This window comes from Chamaesiphon sp. VAR_48_metabat_403 (assembly GCF_031422475.1).
Classification (GTDB): domain Bacteria; phylum Cyanobacteriota; class Cyanobacteriia; order Cyanobacteriales; family Chamaesiphonaceae; genus Chamaesiphon.
Genome location: NZ_JANPLS010000047.1, coordinates 1 through 13046, shown reverse-complemented (window position 1 = coordinate 13046; position 13046 = coordinate 1). Strand labels below are relative to the sequence as shown.

Genomic DNA, 13046 nt, shown 5'->3' with positions numbered 1-13046 from the left:
CCCCCCCCCACACAAACCCACCCACCCACCCCCCCCGCCCCCTCGCCCCGGGCGGCCGCGGGCCCGGGGGCCGGGGGCCACGGGGGCACGGGGGGACTGGGAGACTGGGGGGACAATGTAAGAACGCTTGTGTCTGAACTCTATCCACTATTCACTATCCACTCTCTAGAACCATTGTCCCCCATTGAAGCGCGAATAGGGCGACAGGATGCGGAGTAACGAATGAGTGACGATCGCACTCAATAGACTAAAGCTAGTATAAAACCCGATAAATCCAGGGATATTAAAGTTTGCTCGATCGATTCCAGGCAAGCCGATAACTTTAATAATCGTTACTAAAAACAGCCCTTCCCACACCGCAGCACCGAATTGTAATAACCCATTCCAGTCGCCATCCCAGCGAAACCGTTGGAGCTGATGATACCCAAAATCCCAGGCTAGTCCGAATATACCTAGATAAATTAAAGTTAGCAATGTTTGTCCGGCGATCGAAGGACTCGATTTAATTACCATTAAGATGGTTAGTAATAGCCCAACTGTAGCCAATAACAACACGCGAATCTGCCAACGACCAAATAAAGTGAAAGTCATAATGTGCTGACGAGGATCGATCTGATTTCAATATTCTATCCAATCTCTACATTCGCGGCAGTAACAAAGTTTTACAAGCGACGATCCCAAACCCCGCCGTCAGCTACTACACTAGAAGTAATGCGTTGGAGAAGAGCATATCGAGACGATCTACGGCAACTTACAAGGATTAAAATCCAATCAGATTAAACAACTGCGGAAGTTATATAACGATAGACTACCAGGCGATCGACTGACTACGCCAGAATTTGCCCAAAAGCTGGCGGCGATTAGTGCAGAAATCGGCGACCCGGTGAGCGTATATATTAATCGGCGCGGACAAATTATTCGTTTGGGCGTAGGAACTCCCCGTCAGACGCAAATTCCACCATTGGAATTACCGCGTTATGGTGCCGAACGGTTGAGTGGGATTCGGTGTATTTCGACTCAGCTCAAATCAGAGATTCCGAGCGAGAGTGCGCTGACAGCGATGGCGTTGCAGCGGCTGGATGCCTTGGTAATTTTAAATATTACTGGTAGCGGCTTTCAAAAGCGGGGTGGGGGTGCGACTGGATACATTCAAGATACCTATCTCGCGCACTTGGTACCGCATCCAGAAATTAACTGGACGATTTCGCCGCCGTTAAGTTTGGATACTATCAGCGACCAAGATTTTCTAGATCTGGTTGATGGCATTGAAAGCGAATACGCACGAGATGTCGCGAATCAAAATGTCGCTGCTGAAACCGATCGAGTATTATTGGTTGGTGTCAAAACCGACTATGTGACTACTCAACGGTTTAATGATGGCTTGGAAGAACTCGTCCGATTGGTCGAAACTGCTGGCGGTGAAGTCCTGCAAACCGTCCAGCAAAAACGATCGAAACCCCACCCGCAAACCGTTGTCGGCGAAGGGAAAATTCAAGAAATTGCTCTCGCCGCTCAAAAAATCGGTGCGAACTTAATCGTCTTTGACTGCAATCTGTCCCCCAGCCAAGGGCGGAATCTCGAAACTCAAACTGGGATTCGGGTAGTAGACAGAACTGAGGTGATCTTAGATATCTTCGCCCAGCGCGCGCAATCTGGTGCTGGTAAATTGCAAGTCGAGCTAGCCCAACTAGAGTACATGCTGCCGCGCCTGACTGGGCGGGGACTAGCAATGTCTCGTCAAGGTGGCGGTATCGGTACGAGAGGGCCTGGAGAGACTAAATTAGAGACCGAACGCCGGACGATTCAAAAGCGGATTTCGCGGCTCCAGCAGGACGTGAATCAGCTCCAAGCGCATCGTTCGCGGCTGCGGCTCCAACGGCAGCATCACGATGTCCCATCCGTCGCTCTAGTCGGGTATACAAATGCGGGCAAATCTACGCTACTCAATACGCTCACAAATTCCGAAGTCTACATCGCCGACCAATTATTTGCGACTCTCGATCCGACGACGCGGCGGTTTCAGGTACCAGCAAGTAACAGTGGAGACTTACGGCAGATTCTCCTCACCGATACGGTGGGATTCATCCACGAGCTACCACCGCCGCTAATGGATGCTTTCCGCGCTACCCTAGAAGAAGTAACCGAAGCTGATGCGCTGATTCATTTAATCGATCTGTCCCATCCAGCTTGGCACAGCCATATTCGCTCGGTGATGGGGATTTTGAGTGAGATGCCGATCGCACCTGGGCCATCGCTAATCGTGTTTAATAAGATCGATCGGGTAGATAGCGAACGATTGGCGCAAGCTGGGGAAGAATTTCCTAATGCCGTCTTTATTTCTGCCTCAGAACGATTGAGCCTGGAAACTCTCCGCCAGCGAGTCGGACAGCTCATCGCTTATACGGTTGCAGCTTAACTTTGCTGTCGCGAAATTGTCACAGCGAAGAAATCGATTCCGCAAAGCGGAGACTACGCCAACTATTTAACCGACCTTACAGATTGAATTATGACTTTTTAGTTACCTTTTACTCTGTAGACCGATCGTTCTACAGGTTAGACTGTTGGCATCTGTACTTGAAAGAAACTTAACTAATCTAGTTTCACGAGAGCATACAGGGTGGTTTAATCGATCGTGCAGGAGTCGATCGGCGTTAAATTTTACGATTGACTCCTTTGCCTTTTCCCTAAACCCATATCAGTCTTTATCCCGATCGTCACTTTTAACTTAACTCAGTCCCTCAATCCTCCCATTACTAAATTTGGGAGAAGTTGTTGCATTTTAATAGGATCTTTGTTACAATTCTTAATAAGAGACAACAAACAGCTTTACAATTCAACATTAACAGCCGGATCGGGGATTGACAGCGATATCGCACTAGTTTTTGTCAGAGTCTAAGGAACGAGTTTTCTCCTCCCAACACAGCTATCTTACCAACAGGTCGATCGATCTGTTGGTTTTTCCATGACATCGCATCTTGAAATCGAGACATAGTTATTAGTGTTTTCGTGGATAGTGGATAGTGGATAGAGTTTGAACACCTCCCACACACCCCATCCCCCATCTCCCCGCTCCCAAGCGTAAGTTAAAATCTTTGCTCGAATTCAACGATGGCGCGATTTTCGCCGAAGAGATTGGTAGAGCCTCGGAGCAAAATTTGGTCGTTGACGCGATAGCGGAGACTGTAGTATGGTGATTCGCTATTGGTAAGGATCTTAAAGATCGAGGCAGAGATTTTGGGGGTAATTTCGGTACCGACTTCGGCAGCAATGCCGAAGGTTGAATTATTATTGGTTTTGGAATCGGTGGTAATAGTCGGAAACAGTCGAAAATCGCTGAGGCTGAAGACATCGCTGATGCGATCTTGAAGACTATTGAGCAGCGTAGAACTGGCAAGGCTGACTACTCCCAGCCCGATATCGCCGCCAGAGGTGAGGCGTTCGGCAATTGCCCCACCGAGCAGCAGGACGATTTCTGATTGGGTGCGGGCGGGGGTGCTGGTGAGTTCGAGTCTTTGGGTGAGTTGGCTGGCTAATCCGGCGACGCGGGCTTCGACTTGGACGGTTTGGACGGAACCTAAGCTGGTAGTATAAAATTCGGCAGGTCGATCGATTTCACCGTTGGTAACTGTACGGGCGATCGAATTACGCTGGGCAAAGGGGCTGGAGGCACTTTCGAGGGTTTTGGCAAAGAGGCGTAGGTTAAGTACAGGATCTGTGCCTAGTGTGGGGAAAAAGTCGGCGGTTTGTTCGCCGCTGGCGAGTCTAAATTGGGTGGTGAAAAGGTTGACGGAGCCTTTTTGGAGTTGTACTTGTCCGAAGGGACGGGGGTTATCGATGGTACCATCAAGATCGATTTTGCCTGTGGCGATGAAGCTCAGAATTGGCGCGCGGGTAATTTGGAGGTTATCGCCGAGGGTAATTTGGAGATTGCGGAGCTGGGTGGAGTTGGGGTTGGGTGCTTCGGGAATTACTGGCTGAATGCCTAATATGGTACTGGTAGTGGTGCTAGATGAGTCGGGTAAGAAAACTTGTCCGTCGCTGAGTCGGACATCACCAGTCAGGATCGGGTTGAGTGCGGTACCGAGGATCGTCAATTTACCATTGACATCGCCTTTATATTTGTCTTTAAGATCGATCGCGATGCCATTCATTTGGAGAGTGAGCTGTTGGCTGGGTTCGATCGAAAATGAGTCCGAAATCGGAATAATTCCAGCGATCGCAATTTGCCCGCGATTGAATTTCCCAGTTAATTTTTGCACCTCGACTCGATCGAAATCAAAGATAATTTCGCCATTAATATCGGTGAGGGGTTCGGGGATGGCAACACTTTGAATTCTACCTTTAGTAATAGTTGCCGTTCCGCTAGCGGTAAGGGTTTCGATGCCGCCTTTAGGCTTCATTTTGCCATCGATCTTGAGGGCAATTTTACCTTGTCCGTCGAGCCAGCGCAGTTGTTGTTTGCTGAAGACATCGAGAATTTGTAAGCCCTGATTTTGAAGGCTCAAATCGATTTTAATATCGTTATTGGCGGGTGGGGTGAGGGCAAAGGGGAGTTGATAGGGGATACTCCCAGTAATTTTAATCCGATCTTCGCGAGCGACGAGCGGACTGTTGGCAAAGGTGGCATCGCTGGCGAAATTGAGTCGCCCATCGCTATAGTTGAAGTTACCTGCAACACCTTGCAGTTTGGTGTTATTTAGTTGGGCGTTAGTGAGGGAGGCTTCGCCATTGAGGCGAGGATTGGCGAGAGTGCCACCGATCTGGGCAGAAAGGTTGATGCCACCATCAATATCTACAGGGATGTTGATGAGGCTGGTAAGGGACTGAACGGGAAAGTTTTGGATGTTGACTTTAGCGTTTTGATTATCGACTCCAAAGTCGCCTGAGATCGTAATTTGGCTATTTTCGATCGTCAGTTCGAGCGGTTCGAGACGTAGTTTACCATTGTTCCAGTTGCCTGCGACGCGGAGCCGATCGAGGTTGTAGCGTTCGAGCTGCCATTTGGAGCCGGAAATGTTGAAGTTGCTGGTGAGTCCGGTTTTGGGGTTACTCGCGATCGCAAAATCGCCGCTAAAGTCGCCCTGGAGGTTGCCCAAATCGGGGATGATATCGTCGGTTTGTTGGCGATCTGTTTCGCGGTTGAGCCACTTGCGGAGTTCGGAGAGGCTGCGGAGTTCGGTATTCAGCGACTGAGGGCGATTGGCGAGCTTGGCTGTTTTGGTGCCTAAATCGGCAGCCGTGCCGTATTTGCGGCGCGGGAAGGGTGTAAATAGATCGGCGGTGCTAAAAATCTGGAGGAGATTGCGAATATCTTCAATACTACCGCTGGGAACTTGGAGTTTGGCTTGGAAGGTGGGGGTAATTGCACTAGGATCGAAGCTGGCATCGATTTTGTAGGTATATGCGCCGCGTTGGATTTCGGTATTATTGAGAGCGATTGTGCCGTTAGCATAGCGGAAATTGGCGAGGAGTCGATCGCCTTGAAATGCGCCGAAAATTGGATTGGTAATTTCGATCCGATCGCCTGTAACTTGATAGTTCTTGAGATCGACGGTAATGTTACCTGCGGCGTTTCCATCAAATCTATATGCTTTTACGCCCGCATTTTTAGGAATAAAGGGTTGTAATAAAGCTAGCGGCAATCGTTCGATATTAATATCAAGTTTTTTATCGACAACGGTGCCTGTAGCGATCGCATCGCGTTGTTGAACCTCGAAGCTTTGGGGTTGTAAATTGCGATCGAGTGTCAATGCTAACCTGTCGGTTTTACCAGTGAAGGCAATATCTACGCCTTGTCCGGGGTTTGCTTGAATATTTCCGATTAAATTAGGATCGAATTTTAAGCTCCCGACTTGAAAATTAGTTAATTTGGTTTGTCCTGCTACCTGGAGATTGGCTAGGCTGTTATTCTGAAAGTCGCCGCCAATCTGTAAGTTAGCATTTAGCTTCCCGGCTAGTCCATCGAGTTTAGTAACATTAGATGGGGCGAATTTTGCCAGTTCGCTAATATTTAAACTGTCGGTAACAATTCGACTCTGCCATTTACCCCGATCGACAATTAGATTATTAACTTGAATATTACCACCAAGAATATTTTGAATTCTGCCGTTACCATTGGCTTGAATTCGCTCTAATTCGGGATTTTTAAGGTTGCCTGCTGCTTGAAAATTGCCAGATAGTAATCCTACCTGAATTGCCGCAGGTAAAGCGCGGTTTACTTCTCCTAATTTTAAGCCCTTAATGGCGAGATTGCTTTGCCAAGCTCCCGCACTAATTCTCAGATCGGCTGCTTTAATTTCGCCACCGTTAGCTAATTTTAATTTACCATTCCCACTAACCTGAATTTCGGACGGGACTAATTTATTGACATTTCCAGCGACATTAAAGTTACCGCTAATTTTACTAGTTTTAAACTGGGGTGGCGAACTATTAATATTACCTACTTTAAAGTTAGCGATCTCTAAATTGCTCGACCAATTACCCCGATCTAATTTAAGATTTTCTGCCCGAATTTTACTGTCGGCAAGCTGAAGTTCGCCATTACCTGCTAACTGCAATCGATTGAGATTAAATTTAGCTAATTCGCCAGCAGCAGTAAAATTACCTTGCAATTTGGCTGCGGTTAATTCTGCTGGAATTTGATCGATTGCATCGCCTATCTTCAACCGATTTACTTCAAAATTGCCTCGCCACTTGCCTGCGCTAACTTCTAGTTGTCTTGCTTGAATTGTCCCGTCGGCAAAGCTCAATTTACCATTACCAGTTAAGGCAATCTGTTCTGGCTGGAGCTGTTGTAAATTACCTGCGACTTTTAGATCGGCAGTTAATTTTGCTTGTCGATATTTGAGGGGGATTTGTGGAGCTAACCCACCGAGTAATAATGATGAAGCTTGAATAGTTCCTTGCCATTTACCGCGATTTAACTCTAAATTAGTACCGATAACTTTGCCCTGCGGCAGATCGATCGACCCAGTTCCGATTCCGCGCAAAGATTCTGGAGCAAACGAGTTGAGATTGCCAGCAAGATTAAATTTTCCATTCAATCGTCCGCCAATTTGAGGATTGAGTGCAGCAAGGTTGAGATTATTAGTTATAAATATCCCTTGCCAATTCCCATTAACAACCGAGATATTATTTGACTTAATTTCGCCAGCTTTAAGTTTAATTTTACCTTGCCCTTGCGCGGCGATCGTCTGCGGGCTAATTTTTGTGATATTATTCCCACTAACATTAAAACTACCACTAATAATCCCTGCGGGTAATCGAACTGTATTCTTAGCTGCAAGCGATAAACTATCTCGATCTAAATTGTTAGGTACTAGCTGCTGGAGATCGAGGGCATTACTACTCAGATTAGCTTGCCATGCACCGCGATCGATATTAATCCGATCGGCTGTAACTTTCCCGGCTGGTAACTGTAACTTTAATTGCCCTTGCGCCTGAATTCTATCGATTACCAGCTCGTTATTTAAACCCGTCGCTCGAATGTTTCCAGTTAATTTACCACGATAATTAGGTGCTAACTTTACCCCGCCAATTTTAGCCAATTGCTGCGAATCTATCGCCTGCGGTTGTAAATTAAGTTGCCAATTTGTTTTCGTTACCTCCCCCGTCGCCTGTACCTTGCCCCCCGCCGCCGCCAACGTCGCACCCTTAACGATCGTTTTCCCCTGTGGGGTAATCTGGAGATCTGCAACTAGGGGATAAGTCGCCTGAGGAGCAATCACCTTCAGATTGGTGTTAATATCGGCTCCAGTGCCCCCAATCGTCCCCGTTACCGCTGCTTCCCCCATCCGCACTCCTGCGGGGAATTTGGCACCGTACAGGCGCAATAAGGCATCGCCTTGAAGCCGCTCCGCTCGGACTTGAAAATTGGTTGTAGGTGTTTTTAAAAACTGAACTTCCCCTTGCGTGGTTATTTTACCACCGAGTTTAGGTTGGGCGATCGCATTTAATTTAATTCGACCATCTGCCAATCTAAAATTACCATTAACCCGATCGATCTGCACCCGATCTACTTGACTGAGTTGACTATTATTAAACTTACCCGTTAAAATCGGACGGTCTAATTTTCCTGTTAATTGCAATTCGGCAACAGCAGTACCAGCCAATGAGAAAGGTGACTTAACATCGATACTTTTAAAAACGTCCGATAGTGCGATCGGTGCAGTTTTCGCAGTTAATTGATATCCCGTTGTATAATCGAGCGTACCCTTAACAACTCCAGCCACTCGATCGTATTTAGTGGTAACACCATTAAATTTAACAGCCCGTTCCGATACATTAATAAAGCCATTAACTTCATCTAGACTGCGCGGTACATTATTAATAACAATTTTGCCATCGCGTACTAATAAGTCACTATTAATTCGCAGATATTTTCCTGGTAAAATTGCCAAATTTAGATCGCCATCCACCGTACCGCGCGCAATTGTCACCTCCGGAATCTTTACGATCCGAGTTGCCGCTACCGCATCTAATTTTTGCCCCTTAACTACTAATTCTGTCTCCCCATTCGCCAGCGCACTTTCACCCCGAACGCTAACCTGTCCGCTATCTCCAACCTGCGCCCCCCCATCGAACTTAACTCGATCTTGACGATCGTTAACATTAGCTTCAAGATTAATTTTACTAATCGCGATCGGTTGAGGATTCTGACTATAAGGGACGATCGTCACCTTAGCATTATTAACCGCGATCGTACCGACCTGAATTTTAACTGGCGGTGGAGCTTGTTTATCTTGCGTGGGAATATTTACCCAATTACCCCCAACATTTTGGGCTAAATAAATACTCGGATTAATCAACCGCACATCTAACTTCAACGTGCGATCGAATAATAGCTGAATTGGATTAAAACTAACGATCGTCTCTGGAGCATCGATCGAATTGAGATCGCTACCATTTGCCGGAATTTTTGCATCTTTAAAATGCACCTCATTCAACCACAAACTATCAATTCTACCCAAGCTCACCGGACGTTTGAGACTCTTAGTTAGCTCTTGCGAAACTAACGGCGACAGATTATCTTTCGCCCACCATTGCCCCCAACAGATCGCCCCTATTAATAATAAGAATAAGCCCAAACCAACCTTGCTGCCAGTTTTTAGAAACAACTTCAGCCATCGACGCGATTTATCTGGTGAATTATTTTTCAATTGAGGCTTGAATTACGACTAAGATTAATCGGTTGGCTGAGAGGATGTCTGAAAAGTTTTTTTGATATGAATCGTAGATCTAAATCCCCTGTCTTGTCTACCAAAACCGTCGGGGAACAGAGGCGTGCGGGAGCCGCTAAATCCCCCTATCCAAGGGGGACTTCCGGATCCGGGTTCCCCCCTTGGAAAGGGGGGCTAGGGGGATTTCTAGGGTTTAAGCTTAAAAGAATTGACTTTTCAGACACCCTCTGAGTTGCTTTAAATCGATATTGAGAGCCAAGTCTAACCGCGAGAGCTACAAATTAAGCTAGCAGATTCGCAAATGCACAGATGGTGCCAACATATACACATCAGAGCGATTGCCACTCAGATATTGTGCCCAATATTAACATCCGATCGCTACGACTACAATTCTCATTCGCCGCTACTTCATGCCTAGCAACGATCCTGAATATCTTGAATGCAGAAAGCGATCGGATGTTCCAATTTGCACTAAACGATCTATTTAATTATGTCACTAAAAAATTGGTTGTGAGCATCAGCTCACAACCAGCTTGCAACAGTTGAAACCGTTACTTAGAGCTAATCTTCACCAACTAGAGTACGATCGTCAAGCTTTAACAGTCCCCATGCGAGAGCGTTTCTGCGTTGACTTTGTACTAACTGCGAGTCGTAAGAGGACATTTTCCACTCCCGCGCGCCCTTGCCTGAGATGAATTGAGTCGTTCTTCATCATAAATAGAAAATTCGCCCCCAACAGCATCGCCTCAATTTCAAAAACTGCCAAATCGACATCTGCAAGGGGATCTAGCTCTCCGAGATCTTGCGCCTCCAGAATACATTGCCTCAATAATGCCAGCCAGGTGCCAATTATCTCAACGACTCGATCTCGTGCTGGGCCAGGGCGTGTGTCGAGTTCTGCGGCAACTGCTGAAAAAAAACACCCCCCTGGAAAAACTCTGCGTTCGAGATGTGCAAGAAACGAATTAACCAGTGCCTTGAGTCGCTCGGTTCCGGCTGGTGCCGTCAGTGCAGGCTGAAGTACTTCGCGATTGAAAATTATGGCTGCCATTTCAATTGTTGCCAATTCCAGTTCTTCTTTAGATTTGAAGTGTGCGTAGAGTCCACTCTTGCTCATCCCGACTTCAGCCGCTAAGTCTCCAATCGACAAGCCAGCCAGTCCTTTCGTTGTTGCCATTTTAGCCGCAGTCAGCAAAATGGTGGTGCGACTATCTTGCCCTCTTAAAAGGCGGGAACCGCTGTCTTCCGAACTGTTTTTTGAGGATGAAGCGACTTTCATAATTTGAATCGAAACTTACGACTTGACAATAGCACGACCGTTCGTTATTATAATCTAAATTACAAACCGGAGAAAAGCTATGCCCTTAGTAAATGTAAAAGTAATCGAAGGCGTTTTAACATCAGCACAAAAGCAGGAAATCATCCGCAAGCTGACTGATACGATGGTATCGATCGAAGGCGAGAACGTGCGCCCAGTGACGTGGGTGGTTATCGAAGAAGTCAAGAGCGGCGACTGGGGCATTGGGGGCAATCCGCTCACCACTAGCGACGCTCTGGCACTTGTGGCAGGTAAGTAACCATGCAACCAGATGTGTAGCAAAACTTGAAGCGCAGAATGTGGGGCGAGTAGTAACACGAACGATCGCTATTTACTAAATCCGCTCCCCATCTCAATACTGGCTGCTAATAGTTGCTCGATCGAGTTTAATAATTCTACCTGCCCCCAGTTTTGAGCTAAACTAGCTGCGATCGCTAATCCCCCCGCACCGACACCTTCTTTGACAAAACCCCGCTCGTAGACTTGCAGTTGGGGATATTGGGAATTGGCAAAACTCAACCGCGTAGAGATTAACGGAATCTGGGGAATTAATTTAGCTAGGGCGACAGTATTGCCAGATCGATCGTTAGCTACCCAATCAGTCGTCCCGACGACGATTTGAGCCGTGTCGATCGCGATTCCTCGTTGGCGAAGCCTCTCCCCTGGAGAATCGAGTCCAATTGCTTGAATTAGAGCTGCTACAGCCAACATTTGCGTTCCCCCAGCCAATAACACACCACAGCTTTTACTGGCGGAAATTGCCATCCCAGCAACGACAATTTGCATCGGATCGCCAATGGCTGCTACTAATTCTAACGGCGACAGGGGTAAATTTAAGCCAGCTAATCCCCGCTCGACAAGATCCCATTTTTGCTGATGATTGCAGACTGGGTGAGAGCTATTGACTTTACCCGCTGCATCGATGCCCAAACCCATCAGTAAACTCAATGCGGTAGTCGTACCCCCCACCACACATTCCCCGATGACAATATAGCCATCTTTTGCATCAGCGGCTAATTTCTCACCCCATAATAAACCCTGCCGATACAATCGATCGACAACAGCCAATGGCAACGCAGCACCCGTCGTCAGACAAGCCGCTGGCATTCCACCCAAATCTATATGGGGGACGCTCGGCGGTGTTGGTAAACCAGCATTAAAGATATATAAAGGTAAATCTAATGCGGCGACGATTGCACGAGCAATATATACAGGCGATGCCCCCGCAATCAGCGGCGGTAACGGATACTCAGGATCGAGTCGTACCCCATTAGCTAAAAATTCAGCATCTGCGATCGCAGTATACTTCCGATCTTCAGGTGTTTTACCAGCAGCCGAAATTCCTGGAATCAGACAAGTATCTGTAAACCCCAACACACAAGCAAATACTGGCAATTTGCCCCGATACCGCGCCAACCACTGTTGTGCCTGTAATGGTTGGGTATGGATCTGAATCATTGAGTTGGGAGTAGGGAGGCATGGTAGTAGATATTATAGTGGATGATTTCCAAAAAAATCCCCTCCTCGGAGGGGTGCCCAAAGGGCGGGGTGGGTAAAATCTCCGCATCCCACAAATCACATCCCAACGATCGCTATCCAAGAATTAGCACAGTTGGGGGTATGTAAACTAGATTTGGAGTTGATAGCTAGCAGCCGAGATCTACCCACCCCGCCTTTCAGGCACCCCTCCGAGGAGGGGATTTTCCGATCGAGCCAATGTTACATGTTTCAGTCTGGCGGGTACCTTAGAGGTACAACAATCGCGCTGACAATCTCCAAGAGTCGCTCGAACATAAAACATAATTGGTGAATCGGGTGCGATTTATGGTTAAAAACGCGACTGAGATATTTAACTCGATTCGGGAACAAGTCGAGCAAATTTCTGCTGATTGGGAAAGTTTTGCAGCGAAGGTGGGGGCGGAGCTTCCCGATAGTTACCAAGCGGAATTACAACAGCTAGCAACAGATTTGACGGATGCAAAGGATGTGCTCTGTGATGAATTGGCGCATCCGACCTTAATTTTAGCTACAACTGGCACGACTAGTAGCGGTAAAAGTACGCTGGTGAATTTGCTCTGTGGGGCAGAAATATTGCCCGTGGCGGTACAAGAAATGAGTGCGGGGGTAGTGACGGTAGAATATAGCGAGACTCCCGCTCTAGCGATTCACGATACCCCTGGCGCGATGTGGGAATGTGGGAGGTGGGAAAATCTCAGTGATGCAGGTATTTACGATCGAGTCGATCGATTGATGAAGACTTATCTTCAAAGCAAGAGAGATGAGCAAACAGGCGTAGCTTGTCCTCAGTCTACGATCTATTATCCCTTCCGACTGGTCAAAGAGTCAAGTTTACTCGATTTACCGCCAGGTACGACGGTAAAAATTATGGATTTACCAGGATTGGCTTATGTGGGCGATGAAGGTAACGCCGCCGTAATTAGAAATTCGCGGGATGCTCTATGTTTAGTCACATATAATAGCGCGGAAACCGATCGATCTAAGGTGGCTAAACTTTTAGATGAAGTGGTAGAGCAGGTGAAAGAATTGGG

The 13046-nt window shown here is 47.2% G+C and carries 7 protein-coding genes; 3 read left to right on the top strand and 4 right to left on the bottom strand.

From position 1 onward, the window contains the following. Positions 1–165: 165 nt before the first annotated feature. The gene (locus tag RMO79_RS02360) at positions 166–591 is read right to left on the bottom strand and encodes a hypothetical protein (RefSeq protein ID WP_310481449.1); all 426 of its coding nucleotides are present in this window, start codon (positions 589–591) and stop codon (positions 166–168) included. Between the two features lie 139 nt (positions 592–730). Between RMO79_RS02360 and hflX the strand changes: the two genes are divergently transcribed. Then, positions 731–2416, top strand: coding sequence for a GTPase HflX (hflX, locus tag RMO79_RS02355; protein ID WP_396136502.1), 1686 nt, complete (start codon positions 731–733; stop codon positions 2414–2416). A 667-nt stretch (positions 2417–3083) separates the two neighbouring features. Here the strand turns inward: hflX and RMO79_RS02350 are convergent. Further along, positions 3084–9158, bottom strand: a complete 6075-nt coding sequence (locus tag RMO79_RS02350) for a translocation/assembly module TamB domain-containing protein (protein ID WP_310481447.1) — start codon at positions 9156–9158, stop codon at positions 3084–3086. 610 nt (positions 9159–9768) lie between these two features. Next, a complete protein-coding gene (locus RMO79_RS02345) occupies positions 9769–10458 on the bottom strand; it encodes a TetR/AcrR family transcriptional regulator (RefSeq protein ID WP_310481446.1) in 690 nt (229 codons plus the stop codon). Between the two features lie 79 nt (positions 10459–10537). Between RMO79_RS02345 and RMO79_RS02340 the strand changes: the two genes are divergently transcribed. Continuing rightward, a complete protein-coding gene (locus RMO79_RS02340) occupies positions 10538–10756 on the top strand; it encodes a 4-oxalocrotonate tautomerase family protein (RefSeq protein ID WP_295615191.1) in 219 nt (72 codons plus the stop codon). Between the two features lie 68 nt (positions 10757–10824). Here RMO79_RS02340 and cobT read toward each other — a convergent pair whose 3' ends face one another. Further along, positions 10825–11955 carry a nicotinate mononucleotide-dependent phosphoribosyltransferase CobT gene (gene cobT, locus RMO79_RS02335; RefSeq protein ID WP_310481445.1) on the bottom strand — a complete coding sequence of 377 codons (1131 nt, stop codon included), beginning with the start codon at positions 11953–11955 and terminating at the stop codon, positions 10825–10827. Positions 11956–12321: 366 nt separating this feature from the next. Here cobT and RMO79_RS02330 point away from each other — a divergent pair. Beyond that, positions 12322–13046, top strand: a 725-nt coding sequence (locus RMO79_RS02330) for a dynamin family protein (RefSeq protein WP_310481444.1), incomplete at its 3' end; no start/stop codon positions are given.